A 22078-nucleotide genomic window follows, 5' to 3' on the forward strand; every position below is an offset into this window, starting at 1 on the left:
TTAAAAAGCCACCTCTTAAAATTGATTTTACGAGGTAATGACATTTGTATTTTTAGTCATATATTTAGTCGGAAAAATAAAATTACAGCTGTATAAAAGGATTTTAAAAGGTAGTAAAATATAAGTAGATTAAAAAGGAAGAATATAGTAAAATATAGCTATAAAATTAGAAAGCGGAAAATAGAGCAAGAGAGGTTAGAGATATGAAAGTATCAGTAAAAAATTGTGAGAAAATAAAAAATGGATATCTTGTAGAAGTTGAACCAAAGGACATATTATATATTGATGGAAAAGGTGGACAATTAGGAGATAGAGGTAAGATAGAAGAAGCTCAAATTTTAGAAGTAAAGGAGAGTGGAGTTGTAGTTGATAGAGAGTTAGAGTATGGAGAGTATGAGGTAAAAATAGATTATATAAGGCAGGAGGATATAGCTTGCCAACATACAGCTCAACATATGTTTTCTGCTATTGCATATAATGATTATAAACTTAATACAGTTGGATTTAGAATGGCTGAAGAATACACTACTGTTGATTTAGATTCAAATGAAATCACTGAAGAAGTAATAGAAGAGCTAGAAAGAAAAGCAAATGAAGTTATAAAAAAGGCTATACAATTAAAGATTTTTATAATGAATAATGAAGAGGCTAGAAAGATAGAGGGACTTCGTAAAGCTATCAAAGAGAAAGTAGTAGGAGATGTAAGATTTGTAGAGATACCTGGAGTAGATTTAGGAGCATGTGCAGGTTTTCATGTGGAAAATACAAAAGATATTCAGCTTTTTAAAATTATAAATCATGAAAAGATAAAAGGAAATTATATAAGATTCTATTTTTTAGCTGGAGAGAGAGCTTTGAAAGATTACTCATTTAAGCATAAGTTATCAAAGGATTTATGCCATGTTTTTAGTTGTAAAGATTATGAGATAATGGAGATGTTAGATAAAACTCTTGATGAGAAGAAAAAAATAGAGAGTGAATATAAAAATTTAGCCTCTCAATATGTGGAATTTCTTGCAAATAAACTTTTAAAAGAGAGTGAGATAGTAGGGGAGTATCAACCAATTTTCTATTTTGGAGATAGTACAGTAGCTCAATTTTTAGGAAAATTTATGGGAGAGAAAAATATTCTTATTACAGGTTTCAATAATAATTTCTCTATAATAGCTCAAAATTTTAATTGTAAAGATTTTATACAATATCTTATAAAGGAAAAGTCTACACTTAAAGGTGGAGGAAATCAAATAAAAGGAAATTTTAAAGGAGATATAGAGGAAAAGGAGTTAAAAAAACTTTTGGTGGAGTATATAGAAAGATAAATTGAAAATAAAATAGGAATTAAGAAAATACAGCGATAGATTTTCTTTAATGTTGTTTTTAAGCTGAAATTATGATATAATACATTGTTAAATAAAAGCTTTATGGAGGAAATAATGTCAGAAAAAATAAATTTATTAAATCTTAATCAACAGGAGCTAGAAGAGTTTGTAGTATCTCTTGGAATGAAAAAATTCTATGGAAAACAACTTTTTAACTGGCTGCATAAAAAAATAGTGAGAGATTTAAATGAAGTTACAAACCTTTCTTTAAAAGATAGAGAATTACTTACAGAAAAAGCATATATTCCATTTTTAAATCTATTAAAACATCAAATATCTAAGATAGATAAGACAGAAAAATTTCTATTTCAATTGGAAGATGGAAATACAATAGAAACAGTTTTATTAAGACATAAAGATAAGAGAAATACTCTATGTATCTCATCACAGGTAGGTTGTGCTGTAAAATGTGCTTTCTGTGCTACAGGACAGGGTGGATTTGTAAGAGATTTAAATGTAAGTGAGATTATTAACCAAGTTTATACAATTGAGAGAAGACTTGTAAAACAGGGTACAAATTTAAATAATATTGTATTTATGGGAATGGGAGAGCCACTTTTAAATCTTACAAATGTTTTAAAAGCTCTTGAGATACTATCTAATGAAAATGGAATAAACATATCTAAGAGAAAAATAACTATCTCAACTTCTGGAATAGTTCCAAATATAGAGAAGATACTTCTTGAGAAAGTACCAGTAGAATTAGCTATATCTCTACACTCAGCTATCAATGAAAAGAGAGATGAGATAATTCCTATCAATAGAAGATATCCATTAGAGGATTTACATGCTGTATTACAAGAGTATCAAAGACAAACTAAGAGAAGAATTACTTTTGAATATATCTTAATTAATAACTTTAACGTATCAGAGGGAGATGCTAATGCTCTAGCTGATTTCGTACATGACTTTGACCATGTAGTAAATCTTATTCCTTGCAACCCAGTAGAGGGAACAGAGATGACAAGACCATCAGATAAGAAGATAGAGAGATTTGTTAATTTCTTACAAAATGTGAGAAAGGTAAATGTAACTATTAGAAGAGAAAAGGGAACAGATATAGATGGAGCTTGTGGTCAGTTAAGACAAAAAAATAAAAAACCTACTAAATAGGAGGAAGAGATGAAAAAACTTACATACTTAAAAATATTTTTAGTGGTGATATTTTTAGGTGGAGTGATTACATCAGGAGCTGTTTTTAGTTTAGTATATAAATACTACAAAGAGTTGCCAGATATCTCTACCTTGATAGAGGATTATTCTCCATCTATTCCTACTACTGTATATGATAGAAAAGGGAGAGTAATAGATGTTATCTCTCGTGAAAAAAGAGAAACAGCAAAATTCAGAGAGATACCTCAAAATTTAAAAAATGCTTTTTTAGCTATTGAAGATAAGCAATTTTATTCACATCATGGAATACACTATAAAAGATTACTTGGAGCAGTTGTAGCCAATGTAAAAAGTGGAGCAGCTGTACAAGGAGCAAGCTCTTTTACTCAACAGCTAGCTAGAAATGCTTTTTTATCTCATGAAAAAAGTATAGCTAGAAAGATAAAAGAGGCTCTTATCACTTTTGAAATAGAGAGAAAATATACTAAAGATGAGATTTTTGAAAAATATCTAAATGAGATATATTTTGGAGCTGGAGCTTATGGAGTAAAAACAGCAGCAGAGCAATTCTATAAAAAAGATATATCACAAATTAACTTAGCAGAAGCAGCTCTACTTGCAGGTATTCCAAATAGACCAGAAACATATAATCCTAGTAAAAAACTAAATAACTCTTTAAAAAGAATGAGATTAATTCTTTCAGAGATGTATAAAGATGGAATGATAACAAAAGATGAGTATGATAAAGCAATAGCTCATAAATTCTACAATGAAGATAATCTACCAAAGGACTTTGTTTTAGATGAAGATACTACTATTGTGTATAATAAGAGAAGTGAAGTAGAGTACAATGTACCAGATTTTTCTGGATTAGTTGAAAATATCTTATTAGAAAATTTTGATGAGGATTTAATATATACAGGTGGATTAAAAGTTTATACTACTTTGGATTTAGATATGCAAAAAATTGCTAAAGAAACTTTTGAAAATTATTCTTTCTTTAAAAAAGAGGGAAGAGAGGGATTACAAGGTGGAATGGTAACTGTTGATCCTAATAATGGGCATGTAATCTCTATTGTAGCTGGAAAAGATTTTAAAGCTGGTGGATTTAATAGAGCTACTATGGCTAAAAGACAACTTGGTTCATCATTTAAACCTTTCCTATATTTTACAGCTCTACAAAATGGATATGAATTAAACTCTGTAATAGAAGATAGATATTTACAATATGGAAAATGGATTCCAAAAAACTATGGAAATAGATACAATAAAAATCTAACTTTACTTACAGCACTAGATAGGTCTGTAAATACTGTATCTATTCAGCTATTAGATAAAGTAGGAATAAGTACAGTAAAAAGAAATGTAGCAAAACTTGATGCTGATTTAAAAATACCTGATGATTTAACAGCTTCCTTAGGATCTTTTGAAAATACTCCATTACAACATGCTTTAAACTATAGTGTTTTTGCTAATGGGGGATATAAAGTAGCTCCTATTATTGTAACCTCTGTAATAGATAAATATGGAAATACACTTTATGAAGAGTTACCAAAGAAAGAAAAAATATATGATAGTTTAGATACTAGCTTGATAACATATATGTTAAAAAGTTCTGTAATGTTTGGAAGTTCTGGAAGAGCAGCTGTATATGACTCTAATAAGAGAAGAATAGAGCAAGGTGGTAAAACAGGAACAACAAATGAGAATAGAACTCTTTGGTTTGCTGGAATAACTCCTAATTATGTAACTACTATATATATAGGGTATGATAATAATAAACCTATCACTGGTGATGTAAGTGGAGGAAATGGAGTTGCTCCACTCTGGGCTCAATACTATCAAAAACTTGTAGATAGTAATCTATATGATACTAAAGCTAAGTTTTCTTTCTTAGATAATCACTTGAAAAATGGAGATTTAGTTATGCAAACTCTGGCTCTTAACACTGGACTTAAAATGGATAAGGGAAGAGATTTTGTTATAAGAAGAGGAAAGTTAGAATTAGAAAGAGATGATAAATATTCTAAAGGAATAGAGGGAATATTTGAAAGAGCAGGATATAAAACAAAAGTTCAAGAGAAAAAAGAAGAAATATTTGAAGAGATTACTCCTATTGAAAATAATAAAATAGAAAATAATTCTCAAAATCAAAATAATAAATCAAATAATAATGACTCACTTTTCCAAAGATTGTTGGGAAATTAGTTATTAAATAATTCAAGAATGACAAAGATTGAAATGAAAGTCATTCTTGTTTTTTTTATATTATTAAATATTTTTATTTTTTGATTTCAATTAAAAAATCTACGATAACCCATTTTTATTTGCTTTTTATCTATTTTATTTGCTATTATTTTATGATAAAATAGAATAAAAGTCGTTAAAAATAGGAGTAGTGAGGGAAAGAAATGGAAATGCAAATTTTAGATAATAAAGTACAAGGTAGAGTAATAGATAAGCTTAGAGAAAATATTAAATTTGGAACAAGACTTTCTATCATCTCAGCCTATTTTACAATTTATGCTTATGAAGAATTAAGAAAAGAGTTAGGAAAGATTGAAAAGCTAAGACTTCTTTTTTCTGAGCCAACCTTTGTAAAAAATAAGAAAGATATAAATAGAGAATTTAAACTAAGTGGTAGTTATGAAAGAGGACTTGCTGGAGATAGATATGAGATGAAATTAAAAAATGAGCTTAAGCAGTCTGAAATAGCTAAAGAGTGTGCTAATTGGATAAGAGAAAAGGTTGAGGTAAGAGCTTATGACGAGGAGTATCCACTTCCACAAAAAATGTATCTAATGGAGAATAAAAAAGATGAAAGTGCTTGTATATTTGGAAGTTCTGATTTTACTTCAAGTGGGTTGGGATTAGTGCCTTCTAAAAAATTAGAAGCTAATACATATATAAAAGATTCTATCTACACTCAACAACTATTAAATCAATTTGAATTATATTGGAATGATAAAGATAAAGTAAAAGATGTTAAAACTTATCTTCTAAAAAGTTTAGAAGAGGTATATAAAGAAAATAATCCAGAGTTTATCTATTTTGTAACTCTTTACAATATATTTAAAGATTATCTAAATGATTTATCAGAAGAGGATATTATAAAAACTAAGACTGGATTTAAAGAGAGTGTCGTTTGGAATAAATTATATAATTTCCAAAAAGATGGGGTACTTGGTGCTATTGATAAACTAGAAAAATATCATGGGTGTATATTAGCTGACTCTGTTGGACTTGGAAAAACTTTTGAAGCTTTAGCTGTAATAAAATACTATGAATCAAGAAATAGTAGAGTCTTAGTATTGTGTCCTAAAAAATTGAGAGAGAACTGGCTGACTTATAAGGGGAATAGAAGAGATAATATTTTAGAGAGGGATAGATTAAATTATGATGTATTAAATCATACAGATTTATCAAGATACTCTGGATATAGTGGAGAAATAAATTTAGAAAAGATATATTGGGAAAATTATGATTTAATAGTAATAGATGAGTCTCATAACTTTAGAAATAATAATAACAAAAGAGATGATAAGGAGACAAGATACTCAAGATTATTAAATCAGATAATCAAAAAAGGGGTAAAAACAAAAGTATTAATGCTTTCAGCTACTCCAGTAAATAATAGAATGACAGATTTAAAAAATCAGATAGCCTTTGCTACTGAAGGGAATGAGTTTGCTCTGGCTGACTATGGAATAAAGAGTATAGACCAAATTTTAAGAAAAGCTCAATTAGTTTTCAATAAGTGGAATGAACTTCCAGAGGAGAGAAAAACCTTAGAAACTCTTTTAGAGATGTTGGAAACAGATTATTTTAAATTATTAGATATGCTCACTATTGCTAGAAGTAGAAAACATATTCAAAAATATTATGATACTACTCATATAGGAAAATTTCCTGAGAGATTAAAACCTATAAATATAAAAAATGATATAGACATCCAAAATGATTTTATAGATTTAGATGAGTTGAATAAATTGATAAGAGCCTTGAACTTGGCTATATACTCTCCTATGAAATATATACTTCCAAGTAAGATAGCTGAATATAGTAAGAAATATGATACTAAGACAGGGAAAGCTGTGTTTAGACAGATAGATAGGGAAACAAGTTTGATTCATTTAATGAGAATAAATATTTTAAAGAGAATGGAAAGTTCTATTCACTCTTTTGGAATTACCATATCAAAAATTTTAAAAAATATAGATATTACTTTAGAAAAACTCAATAAGTCTCAAGATATTGAAGAAAATTTAGATATTGATGATTTAGAGTTAGATGACCCAAGATTAGATAGTGTAATGATAGGAAGTAAAAATGTAAAAGTCTTTATTCAAGATATAGATAAGATAAAGTGGAGAGCAGAACTTGAAGGGGATAGAGCTATACTTGAAAGAATAATGATAGAAGCTTTTAAAATTCAACCTCATAGAGATAAGAAGTTAGAGGAGCTTAAAGATCTCATAAGAGAAAAAGTAAAAACTCCTATTAATGAAGGAAATAAAAAGGTAATAATATTTACAGCCTTTGCTGATACAGCAAAATATCTATATGATAATATTGCTGATTGGGGCTTAGAAGAGTTAGGACTATATAGTGCAGTTATTACAGGAAGTGATAATCCTAAGACTAATCTCAAAGGAATGAAGGGAGAGTTTAATAATATCCTTGTAAATTTCTCTCCAAAATCTAAAGGAAGAGAGGCAACAGATAGAGCAGAAATAGATATATTGATAGCTACTGATTGTATATCTGAGGGGCAAAACTTACAGGATTGTGATTATCTAATAAACTATGATATTCACTGGAATCCAGTTAGAATTATTCAAAGATTTGGTAGGGTAGATAGAATAGGTTCTAAAAATGAAGTTATTCAACTTGTAAATTTCTGGCCAAATATGGAATTAGATGAGTATATCAACTTGGAAGCTAGAGTAAGTGGAAGAATGGTAATGCTTGATATGTCTGCTACTGGAGAGGAAAATGTAATTGTTGATAGTGGAGAGATGAATGATTTGGAGTATAGAAAGAAACAACTAAAACAATTACAAGACCAAGTGGTAGATTTAGAGGATATAGGTGGTGGAATATCTATAACGGACTTGACATTCAATGATTTTAAAATGGACTTAGTAAACTATATGAAAAATAATAAAGAGATTTTGGAAAAAGCTCCAACAGGTATGTATGCTGTGGCTAAAAGTAATATAGAGGAAGCTGAAAGAGGAGTAATTTTCTGTCTAAAACAGATAAATGAAGAGATAAAACCAAGTGAATTTAATACTCTAAACCCATATTTCCTAGTCTATGTAAAGGAGAGTGGAGAGGTACTGCTAAACTTTATTCAAAGTAAAAAGATATTGGATATATATAAGAAAGTTTGCTTAGGAGAAAATACTCTTTTTCCAGATTTGATAAGTGAATTTAATAGGGAGACTAACAATGCTAAGGATATGAGTAAATTTACTAACTTCTTAGAGAAAACTGTTGAAAATATTGTAGGTAAAGAGGAAGAGAAAGGGCTAGATAGTCTATTTAGCTTTGGAGAAACTGTACTTAATAATTCAGTGCAAAATATGGATGATTTTGAGTTAATCTCATTTTTAGTAATAAAATAAGAGGTGGGAAAGATGGAGTTTTTTAATCTACCTATAAGTAGTAAAGTAGATAAGAATATACCTAAAGAGATAATCTATAAAAATGCTGAAGCAGATGAAAAATTTAAAAGGATATTTATAGAGAATGTAGAAAAAATAAGATATGAGTATGCCTTAACTTATGGAAATAGCAATATTGAAAAATATGTAAAAGATGATGAAAGATATGAGGAGATTCATTTTATAAGAGTAGTTTTAAGAGAAAAGGGAAAGGAAAACACAATATCTAAACTACTTCATCAACTTATCCCCAAAGGAACTATTTTGATATTAGAATATGGAGATGAGATACTAATATCTGTTGCAAAGAAAAAAATAGGGAGTGAAAGAGTAACTTTAGAGGAGATATATAATAGTAGTTGGATAAGTAAAGAGAGTGATAAACTAAAAGAGTTAGATTATACAAAATTAAATCCTACTAATATGAAAATTCTCTATGATAATCTTATTCAAAAGATAAGAGTTATTAATTTAAGTAGAGATTTAGAAGTTGGGAAAAGTGTAGAGAGTGGTAGTGTAGATATTTTGGAAAAACTTAATAGAGAGATAGAAGAGCTGAAAGCTATGAGGAAAAAAGAAACTCAGATAAATAGAGTAGCTCAGATACAGAGTGAGTTATTGAAAAAAATAAAAGAAAGAGATAGCTTAATGGGAAGATAAATAGGGAAGAATTTGACAAAAAATAAGGTCTATGTTATAATTATAACACAGATAAATAGTTAGAGTTAGATCAGTACCCCTATGCCGTTGGGCATATCGCTTTAGTAATAAAGTGGTAACATAGGGGTCTTTTTTATTTTGTTAGGAGAAATATATGGGATATTACACAAAAGAATTTAAAAGTTATAAGGAGCAATTAAAACTATTAGAGGAAAGAGGTATAAAATTTAATATTATCTCTATTGAAGAAGCTGAAAAGATAATTTCTAACATAAATTACTATAAATTTAGTGGATATATAAAAGTTTTTGAAATAGAAACAGATAAATATGATATAGAGTTTAATAAGATATATGAATTATACAAATTTGATAGAAAACTAGCTAGTTATATTTTTGAGATGGTTGAAAAAATAGAGGTAGCTTTTAAGACAAAACTTATCTATAATATTTTAGAAAGGACAAAAGAATTAGGACCTTTTGGATACTTAGAGACATCTGAATGGAAAGATTATTCATTTAAAGATGAGGAAACTGGAAACTCAAGAATGAAAAAGTTTCGGGATATATTAAAAGATAAGATGGATTTTAAAAAGAGAATATTAGAATTTACTATGAGGGATATTAAACCTTATATAGAACATTATTTTGAAAAATATAAAAAAGAAAGTTTTGTTCCATTATGGATTTTATCTGAAGTTATTGATTTTGGTATGACTATGAAGATGTATGAAGAGAGTGTTAGAGATATTCAAACAAAAGTAGCTGAGGAATTAGGAAATTTTAAAAACAAAGATTTAGCTTTCTATTTAAAAAGTATCAAACTTATACGGAATACAGTAGCTCACAATGGGATTTTATGGAATTTTAGATTTATTAATAGAATTAATAAACCGTTAGTAAATAATTATAAGTTTGTAGATGATAAAAGTTTTGTAGCAGTTCTTATAGTAATTGTAGAAATACTTAAATATATTGATAAAGATTTTGACCATACTGAATTAAAGAATATGATAAAGAAATTTTTTAAGGATAATACGACTCTTGTTAAGAAGTTTGGTATAAAAAATGGTAATATAGATATAATTGATAAAATATTGATTTAGGAGGAAAGATGGCAACGACGATAAGTGTGAATAAACAAACGATAGAACAATTTTTATTAAATGCAAGGAGAAAACCATTTGTAATTCCAGAATATCAAAGACCATATAGCTGGACAAATGAACAGATAGATACTTTGTTTAGAGATATTTGGGAGTTCACTTCTAATGATGGGGGAACTGAAAATGATGGTATATATTTTTTAGGAAGTATTGTATCTTATGAGAATGAAGATGGAGAACAGGAGATAATAGATGGGCAACAAAGAATTACATCACTATTTTTATTGCTTAGAGCTATTTATACAAAATTAACAGTAACAGATGAAAAATCTCCAGAAGCTATAAATTTTATTAGTAAGATAGAACCACTTATTTGGAGAACAAATAAATTAACAGGAAAGGTAGATTATGCTAGTATTTTACTAACTTCTAAAGTTATAAGTGATAGTGAAAATGAGATACTTAAAAATATTTTAGAAACTGGTAATGTAAAAGAAAAGGCTCAAGATAGTTATTCTAAAAACTACAAACAACTATTAGAGTTACTTGAAGAAAAATCAAAAGAAAATGCTTTGATGATTTATCAATTTATCTACGCACTATTAAATCAAGTAATAATATTACCAATTACAGCAGATACTCAAGATACAGCTTTAACTATATTTTCAACTTTAAATGATAGAGGGTTACCATTATCAGATGCTGATATTTTTAAGGCTAAGATATATAACAATTTGAATAAAGAAGAGAAGGAAAAATTTATTGAAGAGTGGAAAGAATTAGAGGAAGATAGTTTAAGAATATCTGAGTCTATTCAACAACTTTTCTATTATCATATGTTTTATCAAAGAGCTTTAGAAAATGATAAAGTTACAACAACTCCAGGATTAAGAAAATATTATTCAGCAAATAAATTTGAAAGAATATTAAAACCTAATATATTAAGTAATTTAAGACAAATTTTAAATTTATGGGAAGTTATATCTAATAAAAATGTAATTGAAGATGAAGAGTGGAGTAAAAATATTGAGATATTAAAGATTCTTGATATCTTAACATCTTATCCAAATGAGTTCTGGAAATATCCAGTAATAATCTATTACTTAAGATATAAAGATAATAAAGATTTTGAAGAGAGATTTTTAGCTTTCTTAAGAAAATTATATACAGAGTTATTAAAAAAATACATAGAAATTCCTACAATTACAGCAGTAAAAACTAATATTTTAAAATTAAATGCTGAAATTATAAGTACAGATAAACCTACATTTGACTTTAAATCTTTATCTGAAGATGATATAAGAGAGAAGATAAAAACCCCACACCGTAATGTAGTTAGAATGTTACTAAAAACTTTAGCTTATGAATTACAAGATGAATTATTACCAGAGAAATGGGAGATAGAACATATACTTCCTGTTAAATGGGAAAATAGTTATGACTTGAGAGAAAATGAAGAGGTAGCAAGAGAAAAGATAGAACATTTAGGAAATAAGACACCTTTTGAAAAGAAATTAAATATAATTGCTACAAATAATTATTTTGCAAAGAAGAAAGATTACTATGTGAAATCTAATATCCAAATGACAAAAGAGATAGGAAATCTTAAAATGGATAGATGGGGATTAGACCAGATAGTAGAGAGAGATGTAAGAATGACGGATAAAATTATAGAGATTTTAAAAAGTTGGGATAGAGATTATGAATAAAAAATATTAGGAGATATAACATGGAAAAGAAAAATAGTTTTTTAGTTGGAAGTGAAGAGTGGATAGAAGAGGATAATCTTTATGAAGAGAATAGAAAAAAATATTTTGATAAAATAAAATTATTTTTAAAAAATATTTATTATTAGATAATGTTAATTTTTTATTTGGTACAGGAAGTTCTTTACATTTGGGTGCTGAAAGCATTCAAGGAATTCCAAAACAAATATCAGATGGTATTAATTCAAGTGGCTATAATGAGATTTTTCTATATCTTAAAGGTAAATATGAAGAAAAAAAAGTTTCTGAAATTAAAGAAATATTAAAACAGGAAGAAAAAGATTTTTTTATTTGGGAAGATAAAAGAAATTCTTTGACTGGAAAATTGAAAGAAGAAATAAATAAAAAAATAGATGAAGATAAAATTAAAGTTACAAATGACAAAATATCTTTAAAAAATATTTTAAATGAAGTAAATGAAGAAGAAAAAGAGGAAATTTATAAGTTAGGAGTAGAAATAAAACTAGAAGATTTTCTTAATTATTTATTTGCTATAAAATATTTAATGGAAAAATCAGAAGGATTAATAATTGATGAAATACTAAAATATGAGGAATTAGAAGGATTAATTTTAACTATAAAACGTTCTTTGTTTAAATTATGTGATATAGATAAAATAAAATTAGATGATAATATTTTTTTAAAAAAAGTAGATACTGAAAAAATAAAGAAAATAATGGAAGATGAAGGAAAGTATACTTATCATAAAAGTTTTTTAACCTCTCTTTTACAAAGACCTTTAAATTTAAGAAGAGCGAATATTTTTACATTAAATTATGATTTAGCATTTGAATATGCTTGTGATGAGTTAGCTATACAATATATAAATGGATTTGTTGGATTTAATGAAAGGAATTTTAGACCAGAAGTTTATAATTATGACTTTTTTTACCCTGGTGATACTACTGAAGGAAAGGTTAGAAGGATAGAAAGAGTAATAAAATATTATAAGTTACATGGCTCTTTAAATTGGGTTCATAAAAAAGAAAGTAAAAATAATCCATATGGTCTTTATGAAATTCCAATAGATTTAGTTCGTTTAAAATTAGAATTAAATAAAAGTAAGGAGTTAGGTGATATTATGATATATCCAACCTCTTCAAAGAAAGAGTATACTTTAAATTTTCCATATTCAGAATTATTTAGAAAGTTTGCTGATAGATTACAACAACCAGAAGCGGTTTTATTTGTAGTAGGATATAGTTTTTATGATGAGCATATAAACGATATTATTTATCAAGCTTTGGCTAACCCATCATTTACCCTTATAATAATAGATTATTATGGGTCAAAAAATGGTGGTGAAATACTCAGATTAGAAAATTTAAAAGACCCAAGAATAATTATATCGCAAGGTCCTGAATTAGGAGATTTTAAAATATTTGCTAAAGAGTTATTACCTACAATGGAGCAAGAGGATACTAGAAGAAAAGTTATGGCAAGTTTAGAAGCTTTATTTTCTAATGAAAAGAATCAAGGAGATGAAGAATGTTTAGTAGGGAAATCGGAAGAGTAGTTAGTGTTGATAGTTTCAAGGTAATAATTGAGCTTGATGATAATATAAAAGGAACCCAAAAAAGTGGATATTATGATATTTATGAAGTGGCTAAAGTAAATTCTTATGTTATTTTACCTATTGGTAGTGACAAAATAGTAGCTTTAATAACAAGAGTTAAATCATTTGAAGATAATGAAATAGAAAAATTAACTGGGGGGATAAAATTTTCTAAATCAAAAAGACATTTATTAGCTACAATGTTAGGAACTATTTCAGAAGGAAAATATTTAGATGGAGTTTATAATTATCCTATTTTAGATAATCCAGTTTGGTATATTATTAAAGAGGATTTAGAGAAAATTTTTGACAATATTTCATCAAAAGATGAAATAGATTATCAAAAAGATTTTTATTTACCAATAGGCAAGAATAGTAATTTTCCAGATTATGATATTAAAATAAATCCAGATAAATTTTTTGCAAAACACTCTGCTATCTTAGGAAATACAGGTTCTGGAAAATCATGTACAGTTACTTCTATCTTACAAGCTTTATTTAATTTTAATTATTCTACAAATAAAGAATATAAAAAAGATTTGAAAAGTGCAACAATAATTATATTTGATACAAATGGAGAATATAAAAAAGCTTTTGAAGGTTATAAAAATATAAATGCTTTTACTATTTCAGAAGATGGAATGAGAGTACCTTATTGGTTTATGAACTATGAAGATTTTGAGTATTTATTTGAACCATCTCCAGGAACTCAAGCACCAATACTGAAAAAAGCTCTAGGACTTTTAAAAAATGAAAATATTTTTGAAAAAGATGAAGAAATATTAGTTAGAAATTATGAAATAAGTTTGTTAGCAAAAATTAAAAATGTATGTGACCCATCAAGTAAGGAATTAAAAACTTTTGTTTATTATCATCTGGAAAACTGTCTTACCTTAAAAATTTTAGAAGAAGAAATAATATTAAAAGAAAAATTAAAAAAACTTTATAAAGAAAAGGAAAAAATAGTTGAAAATCGAGGGTTTTTAAATGGAGAAATTAATTTAGCCGTATCAGAAGTAGTATTTTTAGAGACTACCAATGTTTTAAATAAAATAACATCTTCAAAAACAAAATCATATGAGAATATAGATTTACCTAAATACTTCAATTTTAATAATTTAATCAACAGTGGATTAGATGAAGCGATTAATGATATAGAAGAAAATCAAAATAAATATAGAGAATATATTTCTGGTTTAAAATTAAGATTAGCAAGTTTTATGTCTGACTTAAGAAAAAGCGAGCCATTATTATTTAATGAAAAGGACATAGAAAATTCTTTAGAAATATTTTTTAAATATATTTTTGGTAGTAAAGAGTTAATAGCAGGAAATTTATTTGCTGAGTATAAAAATAAAAATGATACTTCAAAAAGAAAAAATCAAATAATTATTTTAGATTTATCATTAATTCCATTTGAGTTATTAGAAACAATAACAGGACTCATAGGAAGACTAATTCTTGAGTTTGCACAAAGAATTAATAAAGTAGAGGATTATAAAGAAGAAAGAGGAAACTATCCTATATCGTTGATTTTAGAAGAAGCTCAAAACTATATCCCAGAAGTTGATAGAAATAATAAAAAATCAATAACTAAAAAAGTTTTTGAAAGGATAGCACGTGAAGGGAGAAAATTTGGAGTGTCTTTAATAGTTTCTTCTCAAAGACCTTCTGAACTTTCAAAAACAATATTATCTCAGTGTAATACTTTTATTGTACATAAATTACAAAATCCAGAAGACCAAAAATATATAAGACAGATTGTATCATCTGCAAATGAAGATTTATTAAATCAGTTACCAATTCTTCCACAACAACATGCAATTATAATGGGAGAAGCGGTTAGAACACCTAGTCAGTTAAGAATTAATGATATAACCTCAAAACCAGATAGTAATAATCCTAAATTTATAGAAAATTGGCTAGAGGAAAGTAATAAAATAGAAATAAATAAAGTTGTAAAAAAATGGTTAGAAGAAAAAGAAGAAACAATTTCAACTGAATAATTAAGGAGACCAATAATGGAAAAGCTACAAGGAACAAGTATGGACATAGTCCAAGATAACATTGAAAAACTAAAGCAGATATTCCCAGAAGTATTTGCAGAAGGAAAAATAGATTTCCAAGTATTAAAGCAACTATTGGGAGAGTATATAGAAAATGATAAGGAAAGATACTCTTTTACTTGGAAAGGAAAGACACAAGCAAGGCAGATAGCTCAAGATATGAGTACAGGAACATTACGTCCAGACAGAGATAATTCAAAAGATTGGGAAAATACAGAAAATCTTTATATAGAAGGAGATAACTTAGAGGTATTAAAACTTCTACAAAAATCTTATCATGGAAAAGTAAAGATGATATATATAGACCCTCCATATAATACAGGAAAAGATTTTGTTTATAAGGATAATTTTAGAGATAATATAGATAATTACCTAACTATAACAGGACAAAAATCTGAAAATAGTACGGGGGGGGGTACAAATTAACCACTAATTTAGAATCAAATGGAAGATATCATTCCGATTGGTTAAATATGATGTATCCTAGATTAAAGTTAGCAAGAAATCTATTAATAGATGATGGAGTAATATTTATTTCAATAGATGAAAATGAAGTGGCTAATTTGAAAAAGCTATGTGATGATATATATGGTGTAGAGAATTTTGTAGCGTGTTGTCCTAGAAAAACAAGAGGTTCTGCTACAACTAAATCAGATGCTGAATTACAAAGATTACATGATTATTTGTTAATTTATTGGAAAAATAAAAGTATTAGTAAATTTAATTTAAAAAATATTGGAGAAAAAGAATATCCGCTTGAAGATGAAAGAGGAAAATTTTTTATAGTTCCATTACAAGATAATGGCCCACATGGAACAAAAACAGCTAGACCAAATTTGTTCTATCCAATTTATTATGATAAAAATAAAAATGAGTTTTTCTTAGAAGCTAAAGAAAATACTATTCAATTATTTCCTAAAAAACACAAAAATGATGATGGAACATGGATGTGGAGTAAACCAAGATTTCTTAAAGATTCAAAAGACTTATATTTAAAGGATGAGAAAATTTATATAAAACATTATTTTAATGAAGAAGAAGACCAAAATAGATACCAAAGAAATAAAAGCTTTTTAGATGAATTTCAAAATTCAACAGGAACGAAGGTATTAAATTCTTTATTTGAGTATAGTGGAATTTTTGATAATCCTAAGCCTATAAAATTTTTAGAATGGTGTTTGAATCTTTGTACTTCATCTAGTTCTATTATCCTAGACTTCTTCTCTGGGTCAGCCACAACAGCTCATGCAGTTATGCAACTTAATGCTGAAGATGGAGGAAATAGAAAATATATAATGGTACAATTACCAGAGGTTTGTGATGAAAAATCAGAAGCTTACAAAGCTGGGTACAAAAATATTTGTGAAATAGGAAAAGAGAGAATAAGAAGAGCTGGAGAGAAGGTAAAATCAGATGAAACTTTACCAGTAGAAAATAGAGAAAAATTAGATATAGGATTTAAAGTGTTCAAGTTGGACTCTTCAAATATAAAAGAGTGGGATTCAGAAACTGAAGATTTAAGACAAAGTCTATTTGATTCAATAGATAATATAAAATCTGATAGAACATCTTTAGATATTCTTTATGAAATCTTACTAAAATATGGACTAGATTTAAATGTACCAATAGTTGAAAATAAACATTTCTACTCAATAGGTGGAGGAACTTTATTAATCAACCTAGATAAAGAGATAGATATGGAAGTAATAGACTCTATCTGTGAAGAGTACAAAACTCTACTTGAGATAGATGAAGATTTTAAAACAACTGTTGTACTTAGAGATTCATCATTTGCTAATGATGTAGACAAAACAAATGCTATGAAAAAATTAGAGCAAGTGGGAATAAAAGAAGTAAGAAGTATATAAGGAGTAGATATGAAAATTAAATTTGAAGAGGATTTAGCCTATCAACTAGAAGCAATTAACTCTATCACAGATATTTTCTCTGGACAAAACAGTAACAAAACTCTATTTACAGTTGAAAGAAAATCTGGAACTTTAAATTTTGGTACAGTAGAAAATGAGTTAGGGATAGGAAATGGACTTTTACTTTTTCCAGAGGAGATTTTAGAAAATATAAATAAGATACAACTAAGAAATGGATTACCTAAGACAAAAATATTGAAGAAAGATAACTATAATTTTTCTGTGGAGATGGAAACAGGTACAGGTAAAACCTATGTATATCTTAGAACTATAATGGAGTTAAATAAAAAATATGGATTTACAAAATTCATAATTGTAGTACCATCAATAGCAATAAAAGAGGGAGTGTACAAAACTCTTGAGATAACTAAGGAGCATTTTAAATCTCTTTATGACAACGTGCCTTATGATTATTTTATCTACGATTCTAATAAAATAGATATGATAAGAAATTTTGCTGTAAATGATACTATTCAGATAATGATTATTAATATAGATTCTTTTAATAAGGATATAAAAGATATTGATGAGAAAGATGAAAAAGTAATAAAAAAAGCTAATGTTATTTATAGAGAAAGAGACCAAGCTAATGGATATAGACCAATAGACTATATTAGACAGTGTAATCCAATAGTTATAATAGATGAGCCACAAAATATGGAGACAGATACAGCTAAAAAAGCTATCAGTCAACTTAATCCACTATGTACATTGAGATACTCAGCTACTCACAAGGATAGATACAATCCAGTATTTAAGTTAGATTCTATTGATGCCTATGAAAAACAACTTGTAAAACAGATAGAGGTAGCTACAGTTGGAGTTACTAGAAATGCTAATACTGAGTATATAAAATTGACAAGTGTAAAGGCTACAAAATCTGGTATAAGTGCTAAACTAGAGTTAGATGTAAAAAGTGGAAATAGCGTAAAAAGAAAAGAGATTACTGTAAAGTATGATGACCATCTTAATGACAAAGCAAAAAGAAGTATCTATGATGGATATATAGTCAATGAGATAACTTATGTAGAGGAAGACCCAAGTAAATCATTTGTAGACTTAGGAAAAGTAAAACTTACTCTTGGACAGGTAAATGGTGGAGAAAATCCAGATGTGATTAAAAGATTACAAATAAGGAAAACTATCCAAGAGCATTTTGACAAACAGAAGAGATTAAAAAATAGAGGAATAAAAGTTCTTTCACTTTTCTTTATAGATAAGGTTGCTAATTACAGAACTTATGATACAGAGACAGGAGAAGCACAAAAAGGTAAGTATGCCCTTATGTTTGAAGAGGAATACAACAGACTTTTAGAATTACCAGAGTATCAAGATATGGGAGATACATCTGTTCCTTTTTATCAAAGAGCTTCTTTAGCACATGATGGATATTTTTCTGCTGATAAGAAAAAATCTAAGAGTGGAAAAGAGTATTTTGAAGAGAAAGATACAAAAGGAAATACCAATGCTGACAATGATACATTTAATAAGATAATGAGAGATAAAGAAAAACTACTAAGTTTTGATGAACCACTTTCATTTATCTTCTCTCACTCAGCTTTAAAAGAGGGGTGGGATAATCCAAATGTTTTCCAAATATGTACTCTAAATGAGACTACTTCTGAAATGAAAAAGAGACAGGAGATAGGAAGAGGACTTAGAATAGCTGTCAACCAAAAGGGAGAAAGAGTGAGAGGATTTGATATAAATACTCTTACTGTTATGGCAAATGAATCATATGAACAATTTGTAGACTCTCTACAAAAAGAGATGAAAGATGATGAAAATATCAATTTTGGAAGAATTGAGAGCTGTATCTTTGCCAACATAGTAGAGAAAGTAGAAAATGGAGAAGAGAGATATTTAGGACATGAAAACTCTGAAAAACTACATAAATTCTTGGTAGAGAATGAGTATGTAGATGAAGAGGGAAATGCTAAAGACAAGTTAAAAGCTGACTTAAGAGATAATAGACTTGTCCTACCTCAAGAGTTTGAACATATCAGACCTGCTATTGAAAAGAAATTAAAATCAAGTGCTGGAAAACTTATTATAAAAAATGCTGATGACAAAAAGAAAATTAAGATAAATAAAGAGGTATTTCTAGACAAAAACTTCTCAGAACTTTGGGAAAAGATAAAGTATAAAACTACTTATAGAGTAAATTTTGATAGTAATAATCTAATAGCTAAGTGTGTTAAAGATATAGATGATTACCTATTTATTGAAGATGAGAAATATATTTTTGAAAAGAAAAGACTTGCACTTACTCATGGTGGAATAGAAGAAGGATTTTCCACTTCAGAAGATTCAAGAATAGATTTTCAAGTGAAGTATAAATTACCAGATATTATAACTTATCTACAAAATGAGACTAACCTTACAAGAAAGAGTATAGTTGAAATACTTACAAGAACTGAAACTTTAGATGGTTTTAAGAAAAATCCTCAACTATATTTAGAAAAAGTTACAGATATTATCAAAAAAACTATGAAAAACTTTATAGTTGATGGAATAAAATATGAAAAAATTGGAAATGGAGAATTTTATTCTCAAGATTTATTTGAAGCTCAAGAACTATTTGGATATCTAAAAGACGAGATGAATAAAGAAGGAAATATGTTAGCTAGTACAAAATCTCCATATGAAAATATTGTCTTAGATTCTGATATAGAAAGGAACTTTGCTTTAGAGCTAGAAAAAAATAAAAATGTTGTTATTTATACAAAACTTCCAGCTTGGTTTAAAATTCCTACTCCACTTGGAAATTATAATCCAGACTGGGCTGTATTGGTAAGACCAGATTTGACAAGTCCAGAGCAAAAACTTTATTTTGTAGTAGAAACAAAAGGTTCTGTATTTGCTGATGATAGAAGAGAAACCGAAAACTTAAAAATAACTTGTGGAAAGAAACACTTCAAAGCTATCTCAGAAGATATTAATTTCCAAGTAGCAAATGATTTTGAATATTTTTCAAGTAAGTTTTAATTCCTCAGACACTGTCTGAGAAATCTAAGTCATACACAGCTAAATAAATTAATAAAAAAGTTATGTTAAATTGGTCAGACAATATCTGACTAATTTTTATAAAAATATTAGGGGGGATAAAAAATGAAAGAGATAAAAATAACAGATATAGAGGGGATAAGAGTAGGAAACGCTCAAGACACAGAGGCTGGGACAGGTTGTACAGTTATTATTTGTGAAAAAGGTGGTTGTGCTGGTGTAGATGTAAGAGGAGGAGGACCTGCCTCTCATGAAACAGAACTTTTAAATCCAATTAATACAGTGGATAGAGTACATGGAATAGTTCTTTCTGGTGGAAGTGCCTTTGGATTAGAAGCTACTAGTGGAGTTATGCAATATTTAGAAGAGAGAGGAATTGGATTTGATGTAGGGATAGGAGTAGTCCCAATAGTTTGTGGAGCTTCTCTCTTCGATTTAACAGTAGGAAGTTCAAAAGTTAGACCAGATAAGGCTATGGGGTATCAAGCTTGTTGTGATTCAGAGAAAAATTGTATTCAAGAGGGAAACTGTGGAGCTGGTACAGGAGCTAGTGTAGGGAAGTATAGAGGAATGGATAGAGCTATGAAATCTGGGCTAGGAATCTATTGTGTAGAATTAGAAAATCTAAAAGTGGGAGCAATAGTTGGAGTCAATGCCATAGGAAATGTTATAGATAGTGAGACAAATAAATTTTTAGCTGGACTTTTAAATGAAGAAAAAACAGAGATTATAAGTACTAGAGAAGAGATGTGGAAAGATTTAGATATAAATTACAGTGTATTAAAAAATACTAATACTACAATAGGTTGTATCATAACTAATGCTAAACTTACTAAAGCTCAAGCTACAAAAATTGCTTCTATGACACATAATGGATATGCTAGAGCTATATCTCCAGTACATACATCATTAGATGGAGATACCATCTTTACACTAGGGACTGGAGAAGTAGAGGTAAATATTGATACTCTTGGAACTTTATCTGCTTATGTTATGGAAAAAGCTATACACAGAGCTGTTACACAAACTCAATCTGCCTATGGTTTAAAATCTTGTCAAGATTTAAAATAAAAATATTATTGATTAGAAATTTATAGAAATAATGGATAGAGAAGAAGAATTATTAAAGAATAGTACAGGAAATGAAGAGAAGTTTTTACAAATGATAAAAATTGTATAAGATTATAAGGAGTTTTAAAGGTAGCTATACTAAATAAACTCCTTATTTGTCAATTTTTTTATCAAGATAAACTCAATGTTTACAGCACTTAAATTTTTTTATTTTTCACAAATAATCGCTTAATTATGAAGATTATTGCCTTTTATTTTAAATTTTTACATAACAAAATTGAACGTCTTTTTTATTTTTGGGTATGAAGGCTTATTTCTCAAAAATTTTATGGATACTAACCTCCTATTTCTATCTGGTTCTTTGACCTAAATTCCTTTGTTCTGTATCTCCATAATTTGAGTGTCTTTTTGCTCCTTTGCTGAGTTCTTACTCTAATGGTATGAATATTAGACTTCTGCTCTTATTTGTTTTTTATGTTTATTTTAAATTTAAGCATTTTTCAATGGACGTTTACCTTAAATTTAATTTTTTTAGCTTTTTTAAGCTGCTACAGGTCTTTTTATATCATGTAACATCTTAGTTTCATCATATTTAATTCCTTTTGATAAAATTGTAAAAAATATCCTAATCATTTTACAGCAAATAGCTGTAAGTGCTTGTTTTTTCTTTAGAGGATTATCTTTACGTTCTATATAGTAATTATATATTGATGAAAACTCTTTATTAAAACCGATTAATGGAATAGTTGCTCTAAACAAA

General features: G+C 27.7%; 15 protein-coding genes. 14 read left to right on the forward strand and 1 reads right to left on the reverse strand.

All coding sequences use genetic code 11. The annotated features are described in order from the left end of the window. Window positions 1-203: 203 nt before the first annotated feature. The 14 genes from FMAG_RS05765 to FMAG_RS05820 all read left to right on the forward strand — a co-directional run bounded on the left by FMAG_RS05765 (window position 204) and on the right by FMAG_RS05820 (window position 21318). Window positions 204-1319, forward strand: coding sequence for an alanyl-tRNA editing protein (locus FMAG_RS05765; RefSeq protein WP_005884912.1), 1116 nt, complete (start codon window positions 204-206; stop codon window positions 1317-1319). A gap of 111 nt (window positions 1320-1430) precedes the next feature. Continuing rightward, a complete protein-coding gene (gene rlmN / locus FMAG_RS05770; RefSeq protein WP_106991882.1) occupies window positions 1431-2492 on the forward strand; it encodes a 23S rRNA (adenine(2503)-C(2))-methyltransferase RlmN in 1062 nt (353 codons plus the stop codon). A 9-nt stretch (window positions 2493-2501) separates the two neighbouring features. Continuing rightward, entirely contained in the window at window positions 2502-4700 is a 2199-nt protein-coding gene (locus FMAG_RS05775) for a transglycosylase domain-containing protein (RefSeq protein WP_005884916.1), read from the forward strand. Between the two features lie 203 nt (window positions 4701-4903). Then, a complete protein-coding gene (locus FMAG_RS05780; protein ID WP_005884918.1) occupies window positions 4904-8122 on the forward strand; it encodes a helicase-related protein in 3219 nt (1072 codons plus the stop codon). Window positions 8123-8134: 12 nt separating this feature from the next. Next, window positions 8135-8821: a DUF4391 domain-containing protein gene (locus tag FMAG_RS05785; RefSeq protein WP_005884920.1), complete on the forward strand. Its 687-nt coding sequence runs from the start codon at window positions 8135-8137 to the stop codon at window positions 8819-8821. A gap of 154 nt (window positions 8822-8975) precedes the next feature. After that, window positions 8976-9926 carry an Abi family protein gene (locus tag FMAG_RS05790; RefSeq protein WP_005884922.1) on the forward strand — a complete coding sequence of 317 codons (951 nt, stop codon included), beginning with the start codon at window positions 8976-8978 and terminating at the stop codon, window positions 9924-9926. Window positions 9927-9934: 8 nt separating this feature from the next. Next, window positions 9935-11635, forward strand: coding sequence for a DUF262 domain-containing protein (locus FMAG_RS05795; protein WP_005884923.1), 1701 nt, complete (start codon window positions 9935-9937; stop codon window positions 11633-11635). Window positions 11636-11655: 20 nt separating this feature from the next. Continuing rightward, window positions 11656-11781, forward strand: a complete 126-nt coding sequence (locus tag FMAG_RS14050; protein ID WP_005884925.1) for a hypothetical protein — start codon at window positions 11656-11658, stop codon at window positions 11779-11781. A 41-nt stretch (window positions 11782-11822) separates the two neighbouring features. Continuing rightward, a complete protein-coding gene (locus FMAG_RS13280; RefSeq protein WP_005884927.1) occupies window positions 11823-13208 on the forward strand; it encodes an SIR2 family protein in 1386 nt (461 codons plus the stop codon). Next, a complete protein-coding gene (locus FMAG_RS05805) occupies window positions 13181-15253 on the forward strand; it encodes an ATP-binding protein (protein WP_005884929.1) in 2073 nt (690 codons plus the stop codon). Before FMAG_RS13280 ends, FMAG_RS05805 begins: the two co-directional genes overlap by 28 nt. A 15-nt stretch (window positions 15254-15268) precedes the next feature. Beyond that, a complete protein-coding gene (locus tag FMAG_RS14055) occupies window positions 15269-15739 on the forward strand; it encodes a hypothetical protein (RefSeq protein ID WP_261660734.1) in 471 nt (156 codons plus the stop codon). Between the two features lie 50 nt (window positions 15740-15789). After that, complete coding sequence (locus tag FMAG_RS05810; protein WP_261660735.1) at window positions 15790-17181, forward strand: site-specific DNA-methyltransferase; 1392 nt, start codon at window positions 15790-15792, stop codon at window positions 17179-17181. Between the two features lie 9 nt (window positions 17182-17190). After that, window positions 17191-20229 (forward strand): type III restriction-modification system endonuclease, encoded by a 3039-nt coding sequence (locus FMAG_RS05815; RefSeq protein WP_005884930.1) that lies wholly within the window; start codon window positions 17191-17193, stop codon window positions 20227-20229. Window positions 20230-20352: 123 nt separating this feature from the next. Further along, a complete protein-coding gene (locus tag FMAG_RS05820; RefSeq protein WP_005884932.1) occupies window positions 20353-21318 on the forward strand; it encodes a P1 family peptidase in 966 nt (321 codons plus the stop codon). 540 nt (window positions 21319-21858) lie between these two features. Here the strand turns inward: FMAG_RS05820 and FMAG_RS13285 are convergent. After that, entirely contained in the window at window positions 21859-22077 is a 219-nt protein-coding gene (locus FMAG_RS13285) for a hypothetical protein (protein ID WP_050795428.1), read from the reverse strand. Window position 22078 lies beyond the last annotated feature (1 nt).

This window comes from Fusobacterium mortiferum ATCC 9817, from assembly GCF_000158195.2.
Classification (GTDB): Bacteria; Fusobacteriota; Fusobacteriia; order Fusobacteriales; family Fusobacteriaceae; genus Fusobacterium_A; species Fusobacterium_A mortiferum.